A 23,742-nucleotide genomic window follows, 5' to 3' on the forward strand; every position below is an offset into this window, starting at 1 on the left:
GGGTGCTGTGGGGGCTGTACCAGCAGAACATCACCGCGGCGATCGGTGCGCAGGTGAATGTGCTGATCTTTATCGTCATCATCATCGGCGGGCTGGGATCGACCACGGGCTGCTTTGTCGGTGCGCTGCTGGTGGGGCTGATGGCCAACTACACCGGTTTCCTGTTCCCAAAGGTGGCTCTGTTCTCCAACATCCTGCTGATGATGCTGGTGCTGCTGTGGCGCCCGCAGGGGCTGTTTCCGGTGGCGCGGCGCTGAGGGTAACGACCATGATCCGACTTCTCTCCGGCGACCTGCCGCGCAGCCGCGTGCTGACCGTGATCCTGCTGGTGATCCTGGTGGCCCTGGCGTGCGCGCCCTTCGCCTTCCCCGGCGCGCGCGCGCTCAACATGGCGGCCAAGATCTGCATCTTCGTGGTGCTGGTGGCCAGCTATGACCTGCTGCTGGGCTATACCGGCATCGTTTCCTTTGCCCACACCATGTTCTTCGGCATCGGTGGCTATGGCGTGGCCATCGCCATGTCGCGCATGGAGCCGGGCTGGGGCGCGCTGCTGGCCGGCACCGTGGGTGCGCTCGCGGTGTCAGCGCTGCTGGCGTTCCTGATCGGGCTGTTCTCGCTGCGGGTGCGCGCGATCTTCTTTGCCATGATCACGCTGGCGGTGGCGACCGCCTTTGCCACGCTGGTGTCGCAGCTGTCCGAATGGACCGGAGGCGAGGACGGGCTGACCTTCAAGGTGCCGGAGGTGCTGCGTCCCGGCTTCACGCTGGGCGAGGCCGAATGGCTGGGCGTGCCGCTGAGCGGCAAGCTGCTCAGCTACTACCTGGTGTTTGCCGGCGCGGTGGTGCTGTTCCTGGTGCTGCTGCGCATTGTCAACTCGCCCTTTGGCCGGGTGCTGCAGGCGATCCGCGAGAACGACTTCCGCGCCGAGGCGATCGGCTACCGCACCGTGGTGTACCGCACCGTGTCGACGGTGCTGTCGGCGATGTTCGCCACGCTGGCGGGCGTGCTGATGGCGATCTGGCTGCGCTACAACGGGCCCGATACCTCGCTGTCGTTCGAGATCATGGTCGACATCCTGCTGATCGTGGTGATCGGCGGCATGGGCACGCTCTATGGCGCGGTGATCGGCACGGTGCTGTTCCTGGTGGCGCAAACCTACCTGCAGGACGTGATGAAACTGGCCAGCGAAGCCACCGCCGCGCTGCCGCTGCTGTCGTCGCTGCTGCATCCGGACCGCTGGCTGCTGTGGCTGGGCTTGCTGTTTATCCTGAGCGTCTATTATTTCCCGCAGGGCGTAGTGGGGCGGCTGCGCGGCACCGGGCCCGTGCAGGACGTGGCAAGCTGAGCGGAGGCTAGCGCATGTACGTCATCGACTGGCTGCACAAGAATGCGCAGCATTTCCCCGACAAGGTCGCGCTGGTGGACGTGGAGAGCGGCCGCCAGGTGACCTATCGTAAATTCGACGAACGCGCCAGCCGCTTCGCGGAATACCTGCGCGACCACCTGCAACTGGCGCCGGGCACGCGCGTGGCGGTGCTGGCGCACAACAGCTCGGATTATTTCGAGATGCTGTATGGCTGTGCCAAGGCCGGCATGGTGATGGTGTGCCTGAACTGGCGCCTGCCGGCGGCGGAGCTGCTGCCGATCCTGCAGGACTGCACGCCCGAGGTGCTGGTGGCCGGCGACGGCTTCCTCGCAGTGGCCGCGGATCTCGCGCGCGCCATGCCGCTGCGTGCGGTGCTGCACCTGGCCGACGACGAGGCCGCTGACGTTCCCGGCGGCTGGACCGAGTACGAGGCAGTGCTCGATGCCGCCTCCGGCCGCATCATCGAGATGCCGTGCCGCGATGAGTCCGAGGTCTGGCACCTGCTCTATACCTCCGGCACCACCGGCAAGCCCAAGGGCGTGATCCAGACCTACGGCATGGTCTTCTTCAACGCCGTCAACGCGATGCTGGCAAACAAGATCACGCGCGACGACGTGTTCCTCAATGTGCTGCCGTTCTTCCACACCGGCGGCCTGAACCTGTATGCCAACCCGGTGCTGCATGCGGGCGGCACGGTGCACGTCATGCGGCAGTTCGAGCCGCAGGTGGTGCTGGGCAAGCTCGACCGCGCCGGCGGCGAGGGCATCACCATGTTCTTCGCGGTGCCGGCGGTCTACCTGTTCCTGAGCCAGCACCCGCGCTTCGCGCACGCGGACTTTGCCGGCGTGCGCAATATGTCAGCGGGGGGCTCGCCGGTGCCCAGGCCGTTGCTGGAGGCCTACCTGGCCAAGGGCGTGACCATCTGCTTCGGCTTCGGCATGACCGAGACCGGCCCCACGGTCTTTGTCTGCGACGAAGACACCGCGCGCCGCAAGATCGGCACCATCGGCAAGCCGGTGGGGTCGATGCTGACGCGCATCGTCGATGCGGCTGGATTGGACGTGGGCCCGGGCGAGCGTGGCGAACTGCTGATCAAGGGCCCCGGCGTGACGCCAGGCTACTGGAATCTGCCCGAGGCCACTGCGGCCGCGATCCGCGGCGGCTGGCTGCATTCCGGCGATATCGCCTATCGTGACGAGGACGGCGACTACTACATCGTCGACCGGGCCAAGGACATGTTTATCTCGGGCGGCGAGAACGTCTATCCGGCCGAAGTCGAGAACGTGCTGTTCCAGCTGCCGGGCGTGGCCGAGGCCGCAGTAATCGGCACGCCGGATGCGCGCTGGGGCGAGGTCGGCATGGCGTTGGTGGTGCTGCGCCCGGGCGCCGTCCTGGAGACCGATGCCGTGATCGCCCACTGCAAGGCGCAGCTGGCCGGCTACAAGGTGCCGCGCCATGTGCGCTTTCTCGACGCGCTGCCGCGCACGCCGTCCGGCAAGGTGGAAAAACACAAGCTGCGCGCACAGTTTTCTGGCTGAGGCGCATGGCCGCGCCAGCGGTTGCCGTGTTTCCGATTTCCGCAGTTCGCAGTCTCCGCAGTCCTCGATCTGAAGACAATTCGACAGCCCCGGCCATCCGGGTGCGACAGGAGGAGGTTGACATGCATTCCACGCAGATCCCGCCGCAGCAGAAACAGAAACGCCGCCTCAGGCTCACGGTGCTGGCGGCCGCCGCATCGATGCTGGCAGCCGCCTGCGGCTCGGGCGATGACAACAACAACGGCAACGGCAGCAACCCCAATACCAAGCCGGCGAATATCGGCACGGTCACGATCAACAGCTACAACGGCACCACCGACGACCTGCTCACTGCGGGCCTGGGCAAGGACGGCCTGGCCAGCGCCACCGCGCCACTGCCGGCCAATCCCACCGCGCCGACCGCGGCGGAGCTGCGGCGCTATGCGATCCATACCAACTATCGTGCCATCGTCGACACCACCGCCAGCGGCGGCTACGGCTCGCTCTACGGCCCCAATGTCGACGCGCAGGGCAATGTCACCGGTTCCGACGGCAAGGTGGCCGGCGTGGAGTACCTGGCCTTTTCGGACGATGGCTCGGGCCAGCAGAACGTGACCATGCTGGTGCAGATTCCCGCGTCGTTCAACACCTCGAAGCCATGCATGATCACCGCTACCTCGTCCGGTTCGCGCGGCGTCTATGGCGCCATCGCCACCGGCGAGTGGGGCCTGAAGCGCGGCTGCGCGGTAGCCTATACCGACAAGGGCACCGGCGCCGCGCCGCATGACCTGGATACCGACACCGTGCCGCTGATCGACGGCACCCGCGCCACGCGCGCGGCGGCCGGCAAGAACGCGCAGTTTGCCGCGCCGGCGGGGGCCACCTCGCTGGCGGACTTCACCGCTGCCAACCCGCACCGGCTGGCGTTCAAGCACGCGCATTCACAGCGCAACCCGGAGAAGGACTGGGGCAAGTTCACGCTGCAGGCGGTGGAATTTGCGATCTGGGCGATCAATGACCGCTTCGGCGCCGTGTCGGCCAACGGCACCCGCCAGCGCACCCTGGACAAGGACAGGATCGTGGTGATCGCGTCCAGCGTGTCCAACGGCGGCGGTGCCGCGGTGGCGGCGGCCGAGCAGGATGCCGGCGGGCTGATCGACGGCGTGGCGGTGGGCGAGCCCAACCTGAACATGCCGCCCAATACCGGCATCGTGGTGCAACGCGGCGCGACGCCGGTGGCAGCTTCGGGCCGCACGCTGTACGACTACACCACCACGGCCAACCTGCTGCAGCACTGCGCCGCGCGGGCCACCGCGCTGACCCAGGCGCCGTTCTACACCAACCCGGCCACGGCGACGTTCTTTGCCAACCGCTGCCAGACGCTGGCGGAAAAGGGGCTGGTGAGCGGCGCGAACACGGACGAACAGAGCGCCAGCGCGCTGCAGGCGCTGCGTGACGCCGGCTGGGAAGCGGAATCGGACGATCTGCACCCGTCGCTGGCCGTGTTCGACGTGGCCGCCGCGATCTCGGTCAACTATGCCAACGCCTATGCGCAGGCCAGCGTCACCGACCGGCTGTGCGGCTACAGCTTTGCCAGCACGCTGACCGACCTGAAGCCCGCGGCAATCGCACCCGCGGCGCTGGCGTCGATGTTCGCCACCGGCAACGGCGTGCCGCCGCAGCCGCCGGTCCAGCTGATCAATGACCTCGATCCGCAGCATGGCCCGTACCTGAACCTGGCGTCTGTTTCACCGTCGACGCTGCGTGAAGACCTGAACTACGACGGCGCCAACTGCCTGCGCAGCCTGCTGGCCGGCTCCGACGCCGCGGCACGCGCCTTGCAGGCCGGCCAGGCGCTGACACTGCGCAACGGCAACCTGCGCGGCAAGCCGGCGGTGATCGTGCACGGGCGCAGCGACGGGCTGCTGCCGGTCAACCATACCTCGCGTCCGTATCTCGGCCTGAACCGGCAGCAGGAGGGCGTGACCAGCAAGCTGTCATACGTGGAGGTCGAGAACGCCCAGCACTTCGATGCCTTCATCGGCCTGGTGCCGGGCTACAGCAACCGCTATGTGCCGCTGCACGTCTACCTGAACCGGGCCCTGGATGCGGTCTACGACAACCTCACCGCGGGCAAGGCGCTGCCGCCGTCGCAGGTGCTGCGCACCACGCCGCGCGGCGGCACCCTCAACACGCCCGCGCCGGCGCTGCTGCCGTCCAACGTGCCGCCGTTCGCCGCGTCGCCTGCGGCCGGCAACGCGATTACTGTCAACGCTAATGCCGTACAGGTGCCTGACTGATGAACGATGCCCTGCCGCGCGTGCTGTCGCAGCGCGACTTTGACCGCTTCGCCGCCTTGTCGCACGACGACAACCCGATCCACTGCGATCCGGCCTTTGCCCGTGGCACGCATTTCGGTGCCACCGTGGCGCACGGCATGTTCCTGTTTTCGCTGCTGTGCGCCCACACCTGGCGGCAGCTGCCAGCGCCGGCGTTGCCGGTCGGGCAGACGCTGATGTTCCCCACGCCGGCCTTCGTTGGCGACACAGTGCAGATCGCGCTGGCGCCGCAGCACGCTCCGGCGGGACTGGCGGGCTACGGCACCACCGTTGGCAGCGCGGGCGGGCCGGGCGAGGCGCAGCGCACCACGGCCGTGGGCGAATCGCTCTGGCTGCCGGATGCCGGGCCGGAGGAACTGGCCCGGCTGCCCGGCGACACGGCACCGGCGCCAGAGGCGGGCGACGCCTCACTGTACGGCCTGCGCCCCGGTCAGGAAGCCGGTGCGGCACGCGCCTTCACCCAGGCGGACCTGGACGACTACATCACCCTGACCGGCGACGCCAACCCCTACCACGCCGATCCGGCCTTTGCCCGCGCGCGCGGGTTTGGCGGGCCGGTGGTGCCGCTGCCGCTGCTGGCCGGCATGTTCTCGGACCTGCTCGGCACGCGGCTGCCCGGACGGGGCACGGGGTGGATGAAGCAGTCGCTGCGCCTCGCTTCAGCCGCGCGGATGGATGAGCCGCTGACGGCATGCGTGGGCATCGTGCGGCTGCGCGCGGGCAAGGACCTGGTAAACCTGGCCAGCGTGGTCACGGGCGCGGACGGACGGGTGGTGGTGCAGGGTGAATCACTGGTGCTGGTGCGCAACCTGGCGGACAAGGGAGCCTGCCGCGCCGCCTAGCCGCGTATCGCTTGCGGCACTTGCGAGCGCGGGAGTCGGGGTTGTCGACATTGCGGCCGGACGGGGTCATTGCGTACCGGCGCGGCCTTGAAATGTCGCGACAAAGCCTTATCTTTCGGAAAGACATCCAGTGTCCGGCAGGGCATACGGGCGCTCCGGCAGCGAAGACCGGCGCCGACGCCCCCGCATCAGGACACGACCTTATCCGAGAGAGGGAATCCTTATGCGTCTTGACAAGCTGACCACCCGGTTCCAGGAAGCACTGGCTGATGCGCAAAGCCTGGCACTGGGCAACGACAACCAATACATCGAACCGCAGCACCTGCTGCGCGCGCTGCTGGCGCAGGACGACGGCGCCGCCAAGGCGCTGCTGGCGCGCGCCGGCGTCAACGTGCAGGGCCTGCAGACGGCGCTCGACGCCGCCATCAAGCGCCTGCCGCAAGTGCAGGGCACCAGCGAGGTCCAGATCGGCCGCGACCTGGTCAACCTGCTCAACGCCACCGAGAAGGAAGCCATCAAGCGCGGCGACCAGTTCATCGCCAGCGAGCTGTTCCTGCTGGCCGTCGCCGACGACAAGGGCGACGCCGGCCGCATCGCGCGTGAAAACGGCCTGAACCGCAAGTCGCTCGAGTCGGCCATCCAGGCCGTGCGCGGCGGCGATTCGGTCAACAGCGCCGAGGCCGAGGGCCAGCGCGAGGCCCTCAAGAAGTACACCATCGACCTGACCGAGCGCGCCCGCATCGGCAAGCTCGATCCCGTGATCGGCCGTGACGACGAGATCCGCCGCGCCATCCAGATCCTGCAGCGCCGCACCAAGAACAACCCGGTGCTGATCGGCGAGCCGGGCGTGGGCAAGACCGCCATCGTGGAAGGCCTGGCGCAGCGCATCGTCAACGGCGAAGTGCCGGAGAGCCTGAAGAACAAGCGCGTGCTGGTGCTGGACATGGCCGGCCTGCTGGCCGGCGCCAAGTACCGCGGCGAGTTCGAGGAGCGCCTGAAAGCGGTGCTGAACGACGTCGCCAAGGACGAGGGCCAGACCATCGTCTTCATCGACGAGATCCACACCATGGTCGGCGCCGGCAAGGCCGAGGGCGCGATAGACGCGGGCAACATGCTCAAGCCGGCGCTCGCGCGCGGCGAGCTGCACTGCATCGGCGCGACCACGCTGGACGAGTACCGCAAGTACATCGAGAAGGACGCCGCGCTGGAGCGCCGCTTCCAGAAGGTGCTGGTCGATGAGCCGAGCGTTGAAGCCACCATTGCCATCCTGCGCGGGCTGCAGGAAAAGTATGAGCTGCACCACGGCGTGGAAATCACCGACCCGGCCATCGTCGCCGCGGCGGAGCTGTCGCATCGCTATATCACCGACCGCTTCCTTCCCGACAAGGCGATCGACCTGATCGACGAGGCGGCCGCGCGCATCAAGATGGAAATCGATTCCAAGCCGGAGTCGATGGACAAGCTCGAGCGCCGCACCATCCAGCTGAAGATCGAGCGCGAGGCGGTCAAGAAAGAGACCGATGAGGCGTCGATGAAGCGCCTGGAGCTGATCGAGCAGGAAATCGCGCGCCTGGAGAAGGAGTACGCCGACCTGGACGAGATCTGGAAAGCCGAGAAGGGCGCCGCGCAGGGCACGGCCGCGCTCAAGGAAGAGATCGAGAAGGTCAAGCTGGAGATCGCCAAGCTGCAGCGCGAAGGCAAGCTGGACAAGGTGGCCGAGCTGCAATACGGCAAGCTGCCGGGCCTGGAAGGCAAGCTCAAGGCCGCGACCGATGCCGAGGCCAGCGAGCAGAAGCAGCCCAACAAGCTGCTGCGCACCCAGGTGGGCGCCGAGGAAATCGCCGAAGTGGTAAGCCGCGCCACCGGCATCCCGGTATCGAAGATGATGCAGGGCGAGCGCGAGAAGCTGCTCAAGATGGAAGACCGGCTGCATGGGCGCGTGGTCGGCCAGGACGAAGCCGTGCGGCTGGTGTCCGATGCCATCCGCCGTTCGCGTGCCGGGCTTGCGGACGAGAACCGGCCCTATGGCTCGTTCCTGTTCCTGGGCCCGACCGGCGTCGGCAAGACCGAGTTGTGCAAGGCCCTGGCCGAGTTCATGTTCGATTCGGAAGAGCACCTGATCCGCATCGACATGAGCGAATTCATGGAGAAGCACAGCGTCAGCCGCCTGATCGGCGCGCCGCCCGGATACGTGGGCTACGAGGAAGGCGGCTACCTGACCGAGGCCGTGCGCCGCAAGCCGTACAGCGTGGTGCTGCTGGATGAAGTCGAGAAGGCCCACCCGGACGTCTTCAACGTGCTGCTGCAGGTGCTGGACGACGGCCGCCTGACCGATGGCCAGGGCCGCACCGTGGACTTCAAGAACACGGTGATCGTGATGACGTCCAACCTGGGTTCGCAGATCATCCAGTCGATGACCGGCGAGCCGCAGGAAGCGATCAAGGGTGCGGTCTGGCAGGAAGTGCGCACGCATTTCCGGCCGGAGTTCCTGAACCGGATCGATGAAGTGGTGGTGTTCCACGCGCTCGACCAGAAGCATATCGAGTCGATCGCACGCATCCAGCTGCAACGCCTGCAGGCCCGCCTGGCCCGCATGGACATGACGCTGGAGGTGAGCGAGACGGCGCTGGAGAAGATCGCCAGCGCAGGCTACGACCCGGTGTTTGGCGCGCGTCCGCTCAAGCGGGCGATCCAGCAGCAGATCGAGAACCCGGTGGCCCGGGCGATCCTGGAAGGCAAGTTCGCCGCCAAGGATGTGGTGCCGGTGGATTATGTCGACGGGGAGTTCACGTTCGGGCGGAAGCTGGACTAAGGCTACCGTGGCTCGATCGACTGCCGGAGCACACAGGCGGTCGATCATGGTCAGGCCCCTGCGCTGCATCGCAGGGGCTTTTTTTCGTCTTGCCATCGCGCGTTGCGTGTAAGGCGGTCCCGTCCCGTGCAATTTTTTCACGCCACGATGCCGCGGGTCGTCGCCAGCCGCGCCGTTCCGCGCCATCCGCCGAGTGGCACACTTCTCGCGTTGCGGAAGGGTTGAGTTTCCGTACAAGGCGCTGCGCTGACGCAGCCCCATCCCCAAGGAGCCCTTCAATGACCGACAAGCCTTTCCTCTCTGACGTCAAGACATTGCGCGAGCGCGCCCGCAAGCACATCGACGATGGCGCCGTGACCGCGGGCTATGCCGCGGATCGCGATACCGTGCTGAAGCTGCTCAACGATGCGCTGGCCACCGAAATCGTCTGCGTGCTGCGCTATCGCCGACACTACTACATGGCCAAGGGGCCCAACTCGAAGAGCGTCGCCGATGAATTCCTGGCCCATTCCAATGAAGAACAAGGCCATGCCGACCAGATCGCCGAGCGCATCGTCCAGCTTGGCGGCGAGCCCGACTTCGCACCCGACGGCCTGACCAGCCGCTCCCATGCTGAATATGTGGCGGGTACTTCGCTGACGGAAATGATCAAGGAAGACCTGGTGGCCGAGCGCATCGCCATCGACAGCTATCGCGAGATCATCCAGTTCCTGGGAGAACGCGATCCGACCTCGCGCCGGATGATGGAGGGCATCCTGGCGGTGGAAGAGGAGCATGCCGACGAAATGGCTGACCTGCTCGCCCGCCAGGGCGGCTGAGGCGCAGGCGCGGCAGGCTGGCCCGCACTTGACCTTGATCAACCCCAGGTCGCAGGCAAGCCGATAACATTCGTCCTGTCATGGAGATGCGGGGGCGCTCTTCATGACTTGTCTACCCGTTTCCAGAACGGAAACTTCGCCCGCACCGGCTTGCCGGTGCGGGCGTTTTCTTTTTGGGGCGTGACCCATCATCCTCCTTCCGCTCAGCGATGCCGCATGCCCCGTGCGCCGGCATGTCCATATTTCCGTCCGATCTTATGCAAAAAACAGCAAAGGATCGGCGAAACCATTCGTTCCGTTCAGATAGCCCCCTCGGTAGTCTTGCTCCTGACACAAGTCCGCCACCCAAGGCGGACAAGGCAAGAGGCGCCTCGCGCCCATTCACGACACTGACGGGAGCAACACAAGATGATCCGCAAACTGGCTATCAGCCTGGCCGTACTTGGCGCCCTGAGCGCGGCGCAGACCGCTGCGGCCGCCAACCTGCTGAACGTTTCCTACGATCCGACACGCGAGCTGTATGTCGATGTCAATGCCGCCTTTGCCAAGGCCTGGAAGGCCCAGGGCGGCGACGCCGTGACCGTGCGCCAGTCGCACGGCGGCTCGGGCAAGCAGGCGCGCTCGGTGATCGACGGGCTGGATGCCGACGTGGTGACGCTGGCGCTGGGCTATGACATCGACGCCATCGCGGACAAGGGCCTGATCAAGCCGGACTGGCAGAAGCGCCTGCCGCACAACGCCTCGCCGTACACCTCGACCATCGTGTTCCTGGTGCGCAAGGGCAATCCCAAGGGCATCAAGGACTGGGGCGACCTGGTCAAGCCGGGCGTGCAGGTGATCACGCCCAATCCCAAGACCTCGGGCGGCGCACGCTGGAACTATCTGGCGGCGTGGGGCTACGCGCTGCGCCAGCCGGGCGGCAATGACGTCAAGGCGCGCGAGTTCGTGGGCGAGCTGCTCAAGCATGTGCCGGTGCTGGATTCGGGCGCGCGCGGCGCCACCACCACCTTTGTCGAACGCGGCCTGGGCGATGTGCTGATCGCGTGGGAGAACGAAGCCATTCTGGCGATCAAGGAACTGGGCCCGGACAAGTTCGACATTGTCGCGCCGTCGGTGTCGATCCTGGCCGAGCCGCCGGTGGCGGTGGTCGACAAGGTGGTCGACAAGAAGGGCACGCGCAAGGCGGCCGAGGCCTACCTGCAGTTCCTGTACACCGACGAGGGCCAGGAGATCGCGGCCAAGAACTACTACCGCCCGATCTCGCAGAAGGTGGCGGCCAAGTACGCGGCCAACTTCCCCAAGGTGAAGCTGTTCACCATCGATGAAGCCTTCGGCGGCTGGCAGAAAGCCCAGAAGACCCACTTTGCCGATGGCGGCACGTTCGACCAGATCTACCAGCCCGGCAAGAAATAACCCACGAGACCGGCGCGCCGGGCCGCGTGGGGCGGCCGCGGCGCCGACCGGTCCATCAGAAGAAGGAAGCCCGATGTCCATCCTGACGCTCTCCGGCAGCCCGTCGGTCCAGTCCCGCTCCGGCCTGGTGCTGGCGCACCTGCGTGCCACGCTCGAGGCTGCCGGCGAACGCACCCGCCACCTCGACCTGCGCGAACTGCCGGCGGGTCCGCTGCTGGCGGCACGCGTGGACGACCCCGTCATCGCCGCCGCCACGCATGCCGTGTCCGAGGCGCAGGTGGTGGTACTGGCCACGCCGGTCTACAAGGCCGCCTACAGCGGCCTGCTCAAGGCCTTCCTGGACCTGCTGCCGCAGACCGGCCTGCGCGACAAGATCGTGCTGCCGATCGCCACCGGCGGCAGCCTGGCCCATGCGCTGGCGATCGACTACGCGCTGCGCCCGGTGCTGTCCGCGCTGGGCTCGCGCCAGATCCTGCCCGGCATCTTTGCCGTGGACCAGCAGATCGAATCCCTTGAAGCCGCCGGCGTGCGCCAGGCGCGCTTCGATGCCGCGCTGTCCGCGCGCCTGGACGAGGGCGTGCTGCGCGTGCGCGATGCGCTGGCGCATTCCCGCATCGAGGTTCCGCTCGACGTGGTGCCCGGCGCCCTGGTCCAGCGCGCTGCCGCGATCGCGGTGGCCGAGCGATGTTCCGCCTGAACTGACTGATTGACTGAAGTGGCGCCGGCCTGCCCGGCGCGACGGCAGCGACGCCATGCCACCCGCCACGCGGGGTCGGCAGGGATGCGTGCTGCCGCAGCCATCCTGGACATCAATCCGGCCAGCAGGGCATTGCCCCGGGCCATGGAGGACATCGCATGACACTGACGAACCCGTTGCGCACGGCCAACCAGCGCCGCCGCCTGATTACCGCCGCGCTGGTGCTTGCCACCGGCCTGGCCTATGGGCTACTGCCCGGCCGCGCCGAAGCGCAGTCGAAGAACATCGACCCCAAGGTGCTGCGCATCGGCTACCAGAAGTACGGCACGCTGACGCTGCTGAAGGCGCGCGGCACGCTGGAAAAGCGTCTGGTGCCGCAAGGCATCACCGTCAAATGGACCGAGTTCCCCGCCGGCCCGCAACTGCTTGAGGGGCTGAACGTCGGTGCCGTCGATTTCGGCACCGTCGGCGAGGCGCCGCCGATCTTTGCGCAGGCCGCGGGGGCGCAGCTGGTCTACGTCGGCAATGAGCCGCCGGCGCCGGTGGCGGAAGCCATCGTCGTGCCCAAGGGCTCGGCGATCCGTTCGGTGGCGGAACTGCGCGGCAAGCGCGTGGCGCTGAACAAGGGCTCGAACGTGCATTACCTGCTGGTGCGCCAGCTGGAGAAGGCCGGCATCCCTTACAACGAGATCCAGCCGGTCTACCTGCCGCCGGCGGATGCGCGTGCCGCCTTCGAGCGCGGCGCGGTCGATGCCTGGGTGATCTGGGACCCGTTCCTCGCCGCGGCCGAGAAGCAACTGGGTGCGCGCGTGCTCGCCGATGGCCGCGGCGCGGACGGCAAGAACGTGGTCAGCAACCACCAGTTCTACCTGGCCTCGCGCCCCTATGCACAAGCCAAGCCGGAGATCGTCAGCCTGATCCTGGACGAACTGGCCACGCTGGGCACCTGGGCGCAAAGCAACCCAAAGGAGGCCACCACGGTGCTGACCGGCGAAACCGGGCTGCCGGCCGATGTGCTTGAGCTCGCCGTCTCGCGCTTCTCGTACGGCGCACGCCCGGTCAGCGCCGGGGTGCTGGCCGAGCAGCAGCGCATCGCCGACGCCTTCCACTCGCTCAAGCTGATCCCCAGGCCAGTCAAGGTGGCCGATGCGCGCTGGGACGTGCCGCAGCAGCAGGCGAAGCGATAGCCACCTCCATCGGCAAGAACAATAGGACAACGACATGCAAGTATTCTGGTTCATCCCCACCCACGGCGACAGCCGCTACCTCGGCACTTCGGAAGGCGCTCGCGAGGTCAGCTTCGATTACCTGAAGCAGGTTGCCGTCGCCGCCGATACGCTGGGCTACGAAGGCGTGCTGATCCCGACCGGGCGCTCATGCGAAGACCCATGGGTGGCCGCATCGGCCCTGGCCGCCGTCACGCAGCGCCTGAAATTCCTGGTCGCGGTGCGCCCCGGCCTGATGGCGCCGACGCTGGCTGCACGGATGGCGGCAACCTTCGACCGCATCTCCAACGGCCGGCTGCTGATCAACCTGGTCACCGGTGGCGATACCGCCGAGCTGGAAGGCGATGGCCTGTTCCTGGACCACACCGCGCGCTACGAGGCCTCGGCCGAGTTCCTGCGCATCTGGCGCCAGGTGCTGGCCGCCAGCCATGACGGCGACAAGGTGGACTACGAGGGCAAGCACCTGAGCGTGAAGGGGGCCACCGTCCTTTATCCGCCGCTGCAGCAACCGCATCCGCCGGTGTACTTCGGCGGTTCGTCGGCGCCGGCGTATGCGCTGGCCGGCGAGCAGGTCGATACCTACCTGACCTGGGGCGAGCCGCCCGCTGACGTGGCGCAGAAGCTCGACGACGTGCGCCGGCAGGCCGCGCGTCATGGCCGCACGGTGAAGTTCGGTATCCGCCTGCATGTGATCGTGCGCGAGACCGAAGCCGCCGCCTGGGCTGCCGCGGACGACCTGATCAGCCGGCTCGATGACGAGACCGTGGCGCGTGCGCAAGCCGTGTTCGCCAAGATGGATTCCGAAGGGCAGCGCCGCATGGCCGCGCTGCACGCGGGCGGCGCGCGCCGCACGCGCGAGGCGCTGGAGATCAGCCCCAACCTGTGGGCTGGCGTTGGCCTGGTGCGCGGCGGTGCCGGCACCGCGCTGGTCGGCGATCCGCACACCGTGGCCGAGCGCATGCGTGAATACGCCGAGCTGGGCATCGACACCTTCGTGCTGTCCGGCTACCCGCACCTGGAAGAGGCCTACCGCTTTGCCGAACTGGTGTTCCCGCTGCTGCCGCGCTCGGTGCGCGACAAGCTGCCGGGCAAGGTGCTGTCGGGCCCGTTCGGCGAAGTCATGGCGACTGGCATCGTGCCGCGCGCCGCGCAGAGCTGAGGGGAGGGCAACCATGAACGCTCCTCTATTGCAGCCGCTGCGCCAGGGACCTCGGGCGCTGGCGCGCGCGCTGGCTCCGTGGATCGTGCCGGTGCTGCTGATCGTGGTCTGGCAGCTGGCCTCGCAGAACGGCTGGCTCTCCAGCCGCGTGCTGCCGGCCCCGCTGGCCGTGGTGCAGGCCGCGTGGGAGCTGGCGCGCTCGGGCGACCTGTGGAAGCACGTCGGGGTCAGCACCTGGCGCGCGCTGGTGGGGTTTGCCATCGGCGGCGGGCTGGGCCTGCTGCTGGGGCTGCTGACCGGCACCTTCCGCACCGCGGCCACGCTGCTCGACAGCTCGCTGCAGATGGTGCGCAATATCCCGGCGCTGGCCTTGATCCCGCTGGTGATCCTGTGGTTCGGCATCGACGAGACCGCCAAGCTGTTCCTGGTGTCGCTGGGCGTGTTCTTCCCGGTCTACCTGAACACGTATCACGGCATCCGCTCGGTCGATACGGGGCTGGTGGAGATGGCGCGCAGCTACGGCCTGTCCGGCTGGCAGCTGTACCGCGAGGTCATCCTGCCCGGCGCGCTACCGGGCATCCTGGTAGGCGTGCGTTTCGCGCTCGGGTTGATGTGGGTGGTGCTGATCGTGGCGGAGACCATCTCCGCGCAATCGGGCATCGGCTACATGACCATGAACGCGCGTGAGTTCCTGCAAACCGACGTGGTGCTGGTGGGCATCCTGCTCTATGCGCTGCTGGGCAAGCTGGCCGACTGGCTGTCGCGCGGGCTGGAGCGCTACTGGCTGCGCTGGCATCCGGGCTACGCCGCGGCCTGACCGGCCCGTCGTCCCAATCAAGCAAGGAGATCGAGATGCAGATGTATCCGGTAGAGCAGGCTGCGCTGGTGGAACTGGAAGCGGGAAGCGGGCCTCGCGCGCCGCGAGGCGGCACAGCCGGCGGCAGAGGCGCCGCGCAAGGCAGGTGGCGTGGCGCTGCACGTGCGCCAGGTGGTCAAGCGCTATGACGGCCGCGAAGTGCTGCACAACGTGGCGCTGGACGTGGCGCCGGGCGAGTTCCTGGCGATTGTCGGGCGCAGCGGCTGCGGCAAGAGCACGCTGCTGCGGCTGGTGGCGGGACTGGAAGCAGCCGATGGCGGCAGTATCACCGTCGACGGTGAATCCGCGGCGAAAGGCCGCGCGCGGCACGCCGACGTGCGCGTGATGTTCCAGGACGCAAGGCTGCTGCCGTGGAAGCGCGTGCTGGACAACGTCGCGCTGGGCCTGCCGCGCACACGCCGCGGTGAAGCCGCCGATGTGCTGGCGCAGGTGGGCCTGGCCGACCGCGCCAGGGAGTGGCCCGCGCGGCTTTCCGGCGGCCAGCGCCAGCGCGTGGCCCTGGCGCGCGCGCTGGTTCACCACCCGCAGTTGTTGCTGCTGGATGAACCGCTGGGCGCGCTGGACGCGCTCACGCGCATCGAGATGCAGGGGCTGATCGAATCGCTGTGGCGCCGCCTTGGCTTCACGGCGCTGCTGGTTACGCACGATGTGTCGGAGGCAGTGGCGCTGGCCGACCGCATCGTGCTGATCGAGGACGGCCGCATTGCCATGGATGAGCGCGTGGCGCTGGCGCGCCCGCGCGAACGCGGCGCGGCGGGCTTTGCGCAGCTGGAGGCCGCGGTGCTGCAGCGGGTGATGCGGCAAGCGCCGCAGGCGCAGGTACCGTCGCATGCAGGTGCGCATGCCGACCCGGCCGCCACGACCGCGCCGCTGAACGTGAGTTGGGCAGCGTGACCGTGCCACCCGCGGCAATGTGCGCCGCGCATATCGACAGGCCGTAATCTTCATTCGCTCGCGCGCGCTGACCTCCTATCATGAGCAGGCAGGCCGATGCGGTGCGACCGCACAGAGGGCGCATGGCGCGCCCGTCATCACTAATCCGACCAAGGGGCCGAGGGGCCCGGTCAACCCAAGGAATGCCATGCCAGGCGTGCATGAACCCGCGGGCGCAGTGCCTGCGCTCCAACGTTATCTGGAATCGCTGCCGCGCCAGCCGCTGGCTGACCGGCAATTGTGGCGCGACGCGCGCGGGCAGGTGCAGGGCCAGTTCTTCAACTGCTCGCTGACCAGCGCGTTCGAGCCGCTGGTGACGCTGGCAGACCGGCAGGTGGTGGCGCATGAAGGTTCGATCCACACCTACGCAGAGGACGGCGTGGGCCTGGCGGCATGGAAGCTGTTTGCGATGGCGGCCGACGACAACACCCTGGTGTCGCTGGACCGGCTTTCGCGCCTGCTGCATGCCATCAACTACTTTGCCGCCGAGGGCGAGCACAAGCTGGTGCTGAACGTGCATAACCGGCTGCTGGCCGCGGTCACCGACGACCACGGCGCTGCCTTCCGGCGCGCATTGCAGTCGCTGGGGCTGCCGCTGGAGCGCTTTGTGATCCAGGTGCCGGCCAGCGCCAATGACGACCTGGCATTGCTGTTGCATGTCGTTGGCAACTATCGGCGCAACGGCTTCGCGGTAAGCCTGCAGGCGTCGGATCCGGCGGAAGCCGGTGCGCTGATGGCGCACGCGTTGCCGGACTGGCTCAAGCTGGACATGCGCCGCACCTGGACCGACCGCCAGCTGTCGGGCCTGCGTGCCAGCGCGGCCAACGCCGGCGTAACGCTGATCGGGCGGCGCCTGCAGAACGCCGAAAGCGTCGAGCGCCTGCAGGCCGCGGGCATCGGCCTGGGGCAGGGCGCCTTCGCCGGCGCGCCGGTCAGTGCGGCAGGGCTGCGCACAGGCCTGGCGAGCGCCGCGCATGCATTGGACAAGGAGGTGGTATGACCCAAGCGAACCGGCTATCCGGCGGCCATGGCACGCGCCTGGACATTCCGCGGCACCTGCAGGTGCTGACTGTACCGGGGCTGCACGGCAGCGGCCCGGGACACTGGCAGAGCCGCTGGGAGCAGCGCTTCCCCGACTGGCAGCGGGTGGAGCAGCACGACTGGTCGCGCCCCAGCCTGCCGCTGTGGGCCGAGCGCGTCTCCGAAGGCGTGATGCGCGCCCAGCGCGTGGCCGCGCGCGGCGCGGTGCTGGTGGCGCACAGCTTCGGCTGCCTGGCGTCGTTGCGCCAGGTGGCGCTGGATCCGGTCGGCATTGCCGGCGCATTGCTGGTGGCGCCGGCAGATCCGGACAAATTTGGCGTGGCGGCGCTGCTGCCGACCTACCGGCTGCCGTTCCCGACCATCCTGGTCGCCAGCCGCAACGACCCCTGGATGCCGCAGCGCACCGCTTTCAGCTGGGGCACGCTGTGGGGCAGTGAACTGGTCGATGCGGGCAGCCTGGGCCACATCAATGCCGATTCCGCACTGGGCGAGTGGCCTGAAGGCCTCGCGCTGCTCGATACCCTGATCCAGCGTATCGCGCAGGCAGGCGATACCGGCTCCGTAAGTGAATCATCCGGCGCCTGGGAGTCGGGCATCGAGGTAGTGTCTACTATCCCTTATATCTAAACCGTCTAAGAAAATTCATAAAGATTCGTTCTGTTTATAAGGATGACTCTGCAGAATCTGTCTCGTAGGCCGGCGCAATATGCGCTGGCGTCATAAAGAACGGCCCGCCGGGGCCAGCCATCATGGTCCGGCGGCGCACCGCTCACAGACGAGACGACATGCCTCCATCCATTTCCCTGGCGGACACGCCGCCAGCCGCCCCTCGCGCCCCTGATTCCGGCGCCGCGCGCGCGCCGCGCAGGCCGTCCAGGCAGCGTTTTACGGTGCTGCCCGGCTTCGGCCTGTCGCTGGGCTTCACGTTGTTCTACCTGACGCTGATCGTCCTGATCCCGCTGTCGGCCACGTTCCTGAAGACCTTCACGATGACGTGGGACGCGTTCTGGACCTCGGTCACGGCGCCGCGCGTGGTGGCGTCGCTGCAGCTGAGCTTTGGCGCGTCGCTGGTGGCGGCCATCGTCAATACGGTGTTCGGGCTGGTGGTTGCCTGGGTGCTGGTGCGCTACCGCTTCCCGGGCAAGCGCCTGATCGACGCGCTGGTGGACCTGCCGTTCGCGCTGCCCACTGCGGTGGCCGGTATCGCGCTGACGGCGCTGTTTGCCGGTAATGGCTGGATCGGCCGCTATCTCGAGCCGCTTGGCATCAAGGTCGCGTTTACGCCGCTGGGCGTGGTGGTGGCGCTGACCTTTATCGGCCTGCCGTTCGTGGTGCGCACGGTGCAGCCGGTGCTGGAGGATGTTGAGCAGGAGCTGGAGGAGGCCGCTGCCAGCCTCGGCGCCAACCGCCTGCAGACTTTCCAGCGCGTGATCCTGCCCGCCATCCTGCCGGCGCTGCTGACGGGGTTTGCGCTATCGTTCGCGCGCGCCACCGGCGAGTACGGCTCGGTGGTCTTTATCTCCGGCAACATGCCGATGGTGTCCGAGATCGCGCCGCTGATGATCTATTCCAAGCTGGAGCAATACGACTACGCCGGCGCCACCGCGGTGGCGGTGGTGATGCTGGTGATTTCCTTCGGGCTGCTGCTGCTGATCAACCTGCTGCAGGCCTGGACGCGCCGCCATCAATCCGGTGTGCGCGCCGCGCTGGCACCTGAAGCGCCCGCCACGGGCAAGGAGTTCTGACATGGCCGGCGCAGTTGCGGGACGCCTGGGCGGGCAAGCCAACGCCCAGGCCCATCACAGGTTTGACGCTACCGGCGAAGCGCCGTGGGTACGCTACACGCTGATCACGGTGGCGGTGCTGTTCCTCACGCTGTTCCTGTTCGTGCCGCTGGCTTCGGTGTTCTATGAAGCCTTGCGCAAGGGCGTGCAGACCTACTGGGAAGCGTTGATCGAACCCGACGCACTCGCCGCGATCCAGCTCACGCTGACGGTGGCGGCGATCGCGGTGCCGCTGAACGTGGTGTTCGGCGTGGCGGCGGCCTGGGCCATCGCCAAGTTCGACTTCCGCGGCAAGAACCTGCTGATCACGCTGATCGACCTGCCGTTCTCGGTGTCGCCGGTGATTTCCGGCCTGGTCTACGTGCTGCTGTTCGGTGCGCAGGGCTGGCTGGGACCGTGGCTGGAAGCGCACGACATCAAGATCATGTTCGCGGTGCCGGGCATCGTGCTGGCCACCATCTTCGTGACCTTCCCCTTTGTTGCGCGCGAGCTGATCCCGCTGATGCAGGCGCAGGGCAGTGAAGAGGAAGAGGCCGCGATCGTGCTGGGCGCCTCGGGCTGGCAGACCTTCCGCCATATCACGCTGCCCAATATCCGCTGGGGCCTGCTGTATGGCGTGATCCTGTGCAATGCGCGGGCGATGGGCGAGTTCGGTGCGGTCTCGGTGGTATCGGGCCATATCCGCGGGCTGACCAACACCATGCCGCTGCATGTTGAGATCCTCTACAACGAGTACAACTTCGCGGCGGCCTTTGCGGTGGCCTCGCTGCTGACGCTGCTGGCGCTGGTCACGCTCGGCATCAAGACGCTGGTGGAATTGCGCGCCCGCAAGGAAACCGAAGAGGCTGCACCAGAGCGGCCGCTGGCAAGTTTGCAAGGACAAGCATCATGAGCATCCAGGTCAAGAACGTAGAGAAGCGCTTTGGCGACTTTGTCGCGCTGGACAACGTCTCGCTCGATTTCGACGAAGGCGAGCTGACCGCGCTGCTGGGGCCGTCCGGCTGCGGCAAGACCACGCTGTTGCGCATCATCGCCGGCCTGGAGCGCGCCGATGCGGGCCAGATCGTGCTGGCCGGGCGCGATGCCTCGGACCAGCATGTGCGCCAGCGCCAGGTGGGCTTTGTGTTCCAGCACTACGCGCTGTTCAAGCATATGAGCGTGTTCGAGAACGTGGCCTTCGGCCTGCGCGTCAAGCCGCGCGCCGAGCGCCCGAGCGAAGCGCAGATCCGCGACAAGGTGCGTTCGCTGCTGGAACTGGTGCAACTCGACTGGCTGGCCGACCGCTACCCGTCGCAGCTCTCCGGCGGTCAGCGCCAGCGTATCGCGCTGGCGCGCGCCCTGGCGGTGGAGCCGCGCGTGCTGCTGCTGGACGAACCGTTCGGCGCGCTCGACGCCAAGGTGCGCAAAGAACTGCGCCGCTGGCTGCGCCGCCTGCACGATGAACTGCACGTGACCAGCGTGTTCGTCACCCATGACCAGGAAGAGGCGCTGGAAGTGGCCGACCAGGTGGTGCTGATGAACCGCGGCCACGTGGAGCAGTACGGCTCGCCCGAGGCCGTCTACAACCATCCGGCCACGCCCTTCGTGTTCGGCTTCCTCGGCAACGTGAACCTCTTCCACGGCCGGCTGGAAGTGGGCGAGAGCGGCGGCCTGCTGCATACCGGCGAAGCGGTGCTGCCGGTGGTCGGCAGCGGCCATGAGACCGCCGGCGACGCGGTGGCCTATGTGCGCCCCCATGACCTCGACCTGGAACGCTATTCGCCCGGCGCCGACGGCATTGCCGTGACGCTGCGCCGCGCGCTGACGCTGGGCCCGGTGGCGCAGCTTGAACTCGAACGTGAAGACAACCAGGACGTGATTGAAGTCGCGCTGCCGCTGGAGCGCTTCCGCCATGCGGGCTTCCGCGAAGGCGAACTGCTCGCGGTGCGCCCGCGCCAGCTGCGCGTGTTCACGCAACCGCGTACCACGTCCACCCAACAAGAAAAGGCGACGTCATGAACTTCCAGCAACTCCGATCGATCCGCGAGGCGGTGCGCCGCCAGTTCAACCTGACCGAAGTCGCCAACGCGCTCTACACCTCGCAGCCCGGCGTGTCGCGCCAGATCCGCGAGCTGGAAGAAGAACTGGGCGTGGAGATCTTCGAGCGCTACGGCAAGCGCCTGACCGGCCTGACCGAGCCCGGGCGCGAGATCGTGCGCATCGTCGAACGCCTGCTGCTGGAGGCCGAGAACCTGCGCCAGGCCGGCGACGAATACGCCGGCCGCCATACCGGCCGCCTGACCGTTGCCACCACCCACACCCAGGCACGCTATGCACTGCCGCGCGTGGTGCAAGCCTTCCGCCGCGAATACCCGCATGTGACGCTGGCACTGCAGGAGGCGTCGCCCACGCATATCGTTGAGCTGCTGCTGACGGGGCAGGCCGATATCGGCATCGCCACCGAGGCCCTGGCCACCGAGGCCGGGCTGACCTCGTTCGAGGCCTACAGTTGGCAGCACGTGCTGGTGGTCTCGCCCGGCCATCCGCTCACGCGCCTGCCCGAGCCCACGCTCGAAGACGTGGCCGGCTTCCAGCTCATCACCTATGACGCCGGCTTCACCGGCCGCCGCAAGATCGACAGCGCCTTTGCCGAGGCCGGCCTGCAGCCGGAGATCGTGCTGACCGCGCTGGACGCCGACGTGATCAAGACCTACGCCGAACTGGACCTGGGCGTGGGCATCATTGCCTCGATGGCCTATGACGAGCGCAAGGATTCCGGCCTGGTGCGGATCTCGGCCGACCACCTGTTCGCGCCCAACACCACCAGCGTGGCGGTGCGGCGGGGCGCCTACCTGCGCGGCTATGCGCACGCCTTTATCAACATGTTCGCGCCGCACCTGTCGCCCGACACCGTCAGCAGCGCGCTGTCCGAGCAGGAGCGCCAGGCCCTGGCGGCCTGATTCCGGCCTGGCTGTGGCCATCGCCAGGCGGCGCAGGGGGCACCCGGGCGCTGCCTGACAGCCGCCGTCCGCCCCGGCACGGTGCCGTTCGCGCCCCGTGCCCGCCGTTCGTCGCAAGAGACTTTCTTCGTGCCCGGGTGAGGGGTACATTCCTTGCACGTGCCCGCGGCTTGCCGTCCGGCGAGCGCCATACGTGTACCGCAGTGCAACAAAGTTTGCGCGCGGCCGCCGGTCTGCAAGGGCCGGACAAGGGAGACAGAGACGATCATGCGCGACGACGAACCGCTGCTGCGCTGGCAGTGGCGCGGCTATGCCCGCAACCACCAGCATCCCCGCAACCTGCTGCTGCATATCGTGGCCGTGCCGATGTTCATGGCCGGCACCGTGCTGGGCCTCTACGGCCTGTTGCGCCTGAGCCTGCCGGCGGTGGCGCTGGGGCTGGTGTGCATGGGCATGTCGATGGCCCTGCAGGGCCGGGGGCACCGGCTGGAAGCCCACGCGCCGGAACCCTTTGCCGGGCCGGCGGACATCGCCGGCCGCATCCTGGCCGAGCAGTGGATCACCTTCCCGCGCTATGTGCTGTCCGGCCAATGGTGGCGCGCGCTGGCCGGCCGGCGTGCCGGGCAGGGTGGCTGAGGTGGCCCGCGCTGCCCGCCTCATCACATTCCCGTTGCGCCAGGCTCAGTCCGCGCTAACATGAACGCCATGGACCGCTGCTTCTCCAACGTCGCCACCGCCATCCCCTCCCGGCTCAATATCCTCGGCCGCGACCTGCTGTTCGTGTTGTGCATGAACTCAGTGATCGCCATCAGCCTGAACTACGGCTTCCAGACCGGCGGCAGCCTGTGGCACAACTTTGTCTACAGCCAGCTGATCGGCTTGTCGATCTGGGTGCTGATCGACATTCCGCGCGTGGTGATCTGGTGGAACGACCGGCCGCGCCGCTGGCCCTTCCTGCTGCTGGCCGCCGCCGCGGTGCCCGCGGGCGTGGTGTTCGGCAGCTGGGCCACGCGCGTGGCGCTGGACCTGCCGCCCAAGTCGGCGGACGAAGCCGGCGGCATGCTGCGCATGTGCCTGGTGGTGGGCATGCTGGCCGCGGCCTCGATGATCTATTTCTACTGGTCGCGCGAGAAGCTCGCATCCCTGGAGCGCCAGGCCGCGCTGGACGCCCTGCAGCGCGAGGAAGCCGAAAAGCAGCTGGTGCGCGCACAGCTGATGGCGCTGCAGGCGCAGATCGAGCCGCATTTCCTGTTCAACTCGCTGGCCAACCTCGACGGGCTGATCGCCACCGACCCGCCCGCCGCGCGCCAGCTGCTGCAGCGCCTGATCGGCTTCCTGCGCATGTCGCTGGCGCATACCCGCGCCGAGCAATGCACGCTGCGGCAGGAGTTCGAGCTGCTGCGCAGCTACCTGGACATCCAGGGCATGCGCTTCGGCCAGCGGCTCTCGTTCGACATCGACCTGCCGCGCGAACTGGCGAAGGTGGAGATCCCGCCCATGCTGATCCAGCCGCTGGTGGAAAACGCGGTCACGCACGGCATCGAGCCCTGCATGATCGGCGGCCATATCCGGCTGTCGGCGCGCGCGGCCGGCGACAATGCGGTGCAGGTCATCATCGCCGATACCGGCGTGGGCTTCGGTCATGCCTCGGGCAAGGGCTCGGGCCTGGGCATCACGCATGTGCGCGAGCGGCTGGCGCGCATCTTCGGCGCGGCGGCCTCCATGCAGATGGAGGAGAACACCCCGCGCGGCGTGGTGGTGCGGCTGACGCTGCCGCTGGAGCGCCCGGCCGAAGCGCCCACCCTGACCCAGACAGTCACCAGCGTGCCGGAGGGCATGCCAGTATCGGCCCCAGCCATGCAACGGCTCTGAGGCGCCCCGCCTGCCAGCAAGCCTGACAAGACGAACGGCTGGCACCGCCCGTGGCGGTGCCGCTGACAACGCCAGGACCCATCCACCACCCCAACGCCCCCATGACC

Annotated in this window: 20 protein-coding genes and 1 pseudogene; all 21 read left to right on the forward strand. The window is 67.8% G+C overall.

Annotated elements, in window-relative coordinates; genetic code table 11:
- Nucleotides 1-257 (forward strand): annotated as a pseudogene (locus AC3WRR_RS34010) (branched-chain amino acid ABC transporter permease); the annotation flags it as partial.
- Between the two features lie 11 nt (nucleotides 258-268).
- Entirely contained in the window at nucleotides 269-1,345 is a 1,077-nt protein-coding gene (locus AC3WRR_RS34015) for a branched-chain amino acid ABC transporter permease (RefSeq protein ID WP_058697931.1), read from the forward strand.
- Between the two features lie 14 nt (nucleotides 1,346-1,359).
- Entirely contained in the window at nucleotides 1,360-2,904 is a 1,545-nt protein-coding gene (locus AC3WRR_RS34020) for an acyl-CoA synthetase (protein ID WP_492299392.1), read from the forward strand.
- A 122-nt stretch (nucleotides 2,905-3,026) separates the two neighbouring features.
- Entirely contained in the window at nucleotides 3,027-5,183 is a 2,157-nt protein-coding gene (gene phaZ2 / locus AC3WRR_RS34025) for a D-(-)-3-hydroxybutyrate oligomer hydrolase (RefSeq protein ID WP_010810490.1), read from the forward strand.
- The gene (locus tag AC3WRR_RS34030; protein ID WP_492299394.1) at nucleotides 5,183-6,064 is read left to right on the forward strand and encodes a MaoC/PaaZ C-terminal domain-containing protein; all 882 of its coding nucleotides are present in this window, start codon (nucleotides 5,183-5,185) and stop codon (nucleotides 6,062-6,064) included. The genes phaZ2 and AC3WRR_RS34030 overlap by 1 nt, the downstream gene beginning before the upstream one ends.
- A 223-nt stretch (nucleotides 6,065-6,287) precedes the next feature.
- Nucleotides 6,288-8,876 (forward strand): ATP-dependent chaperone ClpB, encoded by a 2,589-nt coding sequence (gene clpB, locus AC3WRR_RS34035; protein ID WP_010810492.1) that lies wholly within the window; start codon nucleotides 6,288-6,290, stop codon nucleotides 8,874-8,876.
- Between the two features lie 278 nt (nucleotides 8,877-9,154).
- Nucleotides 9,155-9,694: a ferritin-like domain-containing protein gene (locus tag AC3WRR_RS34040; protein ID WP_010810493.1), complete on the forward strand. Its 540-nt coding sequence runs from the start codon at nucleotides 9,155-9,157 to the stop codon at nucleotides 9,692-9,694.
- 408 nt (nucleotides 9,695-10,102) lie between these two features.
- Nucleotides 10,103-11,107, forward strand: a complete 1,005-nt coding sequence (locus tag AC3WRR_RS34045; protein ID WP_010810494.1) for a sulfate ABC transporter substrate-binding protein — start codon at nucleotides 10,103-10,105, stop codon at nucleotides 11,105-11,107.
- Nucleotides 11,108-11,180: 73 nt separating this feature from the next.
- Complete coding sequence (ssuE, locus tag AC3WRR_RS34050) at nucleotides 11,181-11,804, forward strand: NADPH-dependent FMN reductase (RefSeq protein ID WP_492294637.1); 624 nt, start codon at nucleotides 11,181-11,183, stop codon at nucleotides 11,802-11,804.
- 158 nt (nucleotides 11,805-11,962) lie between these two features.
- A complete protein-coding gene (locus AC3WRR_RS34055; protein WP_011615573.1) occupies nucleotides 11,963-12,991 on the forward strand; it encodes a sulfonate ABC transporter substrate-binding protein in 1,029 nt (342 codons plus the stop codon).
- 34 nt (nucleotides 12,992-13,025) lie between these two features.
- On the forward strand, nucleotides 13,026-14,189 hold the full coding sequence (ssuD, locus tag AC3WRR_RS34060; RefSeq protein ID WP_492299397.1) for an FMNH2-dependent alkanesulfonate monooxygenase: 1,164 nt from the start codon (nucleotides 13,026-13,028) through the stop codon (nucleotides 14,187-14,189).
- A 13-nt stretch (nucleotides 14,190-14,202) separates the two neighbouring features.
- On the forward strand, nucleotides 14,203-15,006 hold the full coding sequence (gene ssuC, locus AC3WRR_RS34065; RefSeq protein WP_011615571.1) for an aliphatic sulfonate ABC transporter permease SsuC: 804 nt from the start codon (nucleotides 14,203-14,205) through the stop codon (nucleotides 15,004-15,006).
- Nucleotides 15,007-15,156: 150 nt separating this feature from the next.
- On the forward strand, nucleotides 15,157-15,960 hold the full coding sequence (locus tag AC3WRR_RS34070; protein WP_492299399.1) for an ATP-binding cassette domain-containing protein: 804 nt from the start codon (nucleotides 15,157-15,159) through the stop codon (nucleotides 15,958-15,960).
- Nucleotides 15,961-16,147: 187 nt separating this feature from the next.
- Complete coding sequence (locus tag AC3WRR_RS34075; protein WP_010810500.1) at nucleotides 16,148-16,999, forward strand: EAL domain-containing protein; 852 nt, start codon at nucleotides 16,148-16,150, stop codon at nucleotides 16,997-16,999.
- Nucleotides 16,996-17,667, forward strand: a complete 672-nt coding sequence (locus AC3WRR_RS34080) for an RBBP9/YdeN family alpha/beta hydrolase (protein ID WP_492299401.1) — start codon at nucleotides 16,996-16,998, stop codon at nucleotides 17,665-17,667. Before AC3WRR_RS34075 ends, AC3WRR_RS34080 begins: the two co-directional genes overlap by 4 nt.
- Nucleotides 17,668-17,825: 158 nt before the next feature.
- Nucleotides 17,826-18,785: a sulfate ABC transporter permease subunit CysT gene (cysT, locus tag AC3WRR_RS34085; RefSeq protein ID WP_037024088.1), complete on the forward strand. Its 960-nt coding sequence runs from the start codon at nucleotides 17,826-17,828 to the stop codon at nucleotides 18,783-18,785.
- Between the two features lies 1 nt (nucleotide 18,786).
- Nucleotides 18,787-19,716, forward strand: a complete 930-nt coding sequence (gene cysW / locus AC3WRR_RS34090) for a sulfate ABC transporter permease subunit CysW (protein ID WP_010810503.1) — start codon at nucleotides 18,787-18,789, stop codon at nucleotides 19,714-19,716.
- On the forward strand, nucleotides 19,713-20,822 hold the full coding sequence (locus AC3WRR_RS34095) for a sulfate/molybdate ABC transporter ATP-binding protein (RefSeq protein WP_010810504.1): 1,110 nt from the start codon (nucleotides 19,713-19,715) through the stop codon (nucleotides 20,820-20,822). The genes cysW and AC3WRR_RS34095 overlap by 4 nt, the downstream gene beginning before the upstream one ends.
- Nucleotides 20,819-21,763, forward strand: a complete 945-nt coding sequence (locus AC3WRR_RS34100; protein ID WP_010810505.1) for a CysB family HTH-type transcriptional regulator — start codon at nucleotides 20,819-20,821, stop codon at nucleotides 21,761-21,763. Before AC3WRR_RS34095 ends, AC3WRR_RS34100 begins: the two co-directional genes overlap by 4 nt.
- Before the next feature lie 267 nt (nucleotides 21,764-22,030).
- Nucleotides 22,031-22,399, forward strand: a complete 369-nt coding sequence (locus AC3WRR_RS34105) for a DUF962 domain-containing protein (RefSeq protein WP_010810506.1) — start codon at nucleotides 22,031-22,033, stop codon at nucleotides 22,397-22,399.
- 60 nt (nucleotides 22,400-22,459) lie between these two features.
- Nucleotides 22,460-23,635 (forward strand): sensor histidine kinase, encoded by a 1,176-nt coding sequence (locus AC3WRR_RS34110; RefSeq protein WP_011615567.1) that lies wholly within the window; start codon nucleotides 22,460-22,462, stop codon nucleotides 23,633-23,635.
- Nucleotides 23,636-23,742: the final 107 nt, after the last annotated feature.

Source organism: Cupriavidus sp. FW305-3-2-15-C-LB2 (genome assembly GCF_058787575.1).

Bases quoted from the DNA above. Each gene is read 5' to 3' on its own strand.
- phaZ2 (WP_010810490.1), top strand. From the start codon at position 3,027: ATGCATTCCACGCAGATCCCGCCGCAGCAGAAACAGAAACGCCGCCTC.
- AC3WRR_RS34030 (WP_492299394.1), top strand. From the start codon at position 5,183: ATGAACGATGCCCTGCCGCGCGTGCTGTCGCAGCGCGACTTTGACCGC.
- cysT (WP_037024088.1), top strand. From the start codon at position 17,826: ATGCCTCCATCCATTTCCCTGGCGGACACGCCGCCAGCCGCCCCTCGC.
- cysW (WP_010810503.1), top strand. From the start codon at position 18,787: ATGGCCGGCGCAGTTGCGGGACGCCTGGGCGGGCAAGCCAACGCCCAG.
- AC3WRR_RS34055 (WP_011615573.1), top strand. From the start codon at position 11,963: ATGACACTGACGAACCCGTTGCGCACGGCCAACCAGCGCCGCCGCCTG.
- AC3WRR_RS34105 (WP_010810506.1), top strand. From the start codon at position 22,031: ATGCGCGACGACGAACCGCTGCTGCGCTGGCAGTGGCGCGGCTATGCC.
- ssuC (WP_011615571.1), top strand. From the start codon at position 14,203: ATGAACGCTCCTCTATTGCAGCCGCTGCGCCAGGGACCTCGGGCGCTG.
- AC3WRR_RS34110 (WP_011615567.1), top strand. From the start codon at position 22,460: ATGAACGCCATGGACCGCTGCTTCTCCAACGTCGCCACCGCCATCCCC.
- AC3WRR_RS34015 (WP_058697931.1), top strand. From the start codon at position 269: ATGATCCGACTTCTCTCCGGCGACCTGCCGCGCAGCCGCGTGCTGACC.
- AC3WRR_RS34045 (WP_010810494.1), top strand. From the start codon at position 10,103: ATGATCCGCAAACTGGCTATCAGCCTGGCCGTACTTGGCGCCCTGAGC.
- AC3WRR_RS34040 (WP_010810493.1), top strand. From the start codon at position 9,155: ATGACCGACAAGCCTTTCCTCTCTGACGTCAAGACATTGCGCGAGCGC.
- ssuD (WP_492299397.1), top strand. From the start codon at position 13,026: ATGCAAGTATTCTGGTTCATCCCCACCCACGGCGACAGCCGCTACCTC.
- AC3WRR_RS34100 (WP_010810505.1), top strand. From the start codon at position 20,819: ATGAACTTCCAGCAACTCCGATCGATCCGCGAGGCGGTGCGCCGCCAG.
- AC3WRR_RS34075 (WP_010810500.1), top strand. From the start codon at position 16,148: ATGCCAGGCGTGCATGAACCCGCGGGCGCAGTGCCTGCGCTCCAACGT.
- ssuE (WP_492294637.1), top strand. From the start codon at position 11,181: ATGTCCATCCTGACGCTCTCCGGCAGCCCGTCGGTCCAGTCCCGCTCC.
- clpB (WP_010810492.1), top strand. From the start codon at position 6,288: ATGCGTCTTGACAAGCTGACCACCCGGTTCCAGGAAGCACTGGCTGAT.
- AC3WRR_RS34095 (WP_010810504.1), top strand. From the start codon at position 19,713: ATGAGCATCCAGGTCAAGAACGTAGAGAAGCGCTTTGGCGACTTTGTC.
- AC3WRR_RS34020 (WP_492299392.1), top strand. From the start codon at position 1,360: ATGTACGTCATCGACTGGCTGCACAAGAATGCGCAGCATTTCCCCGAC.
- AC3WRR_RS34080 (WP_492299401.1), top strand. From the start codon at position 16,996: ATGACCCAAGCGAACCGGCTATCCGGCGGCCATGGCACGCGCCTGGAC.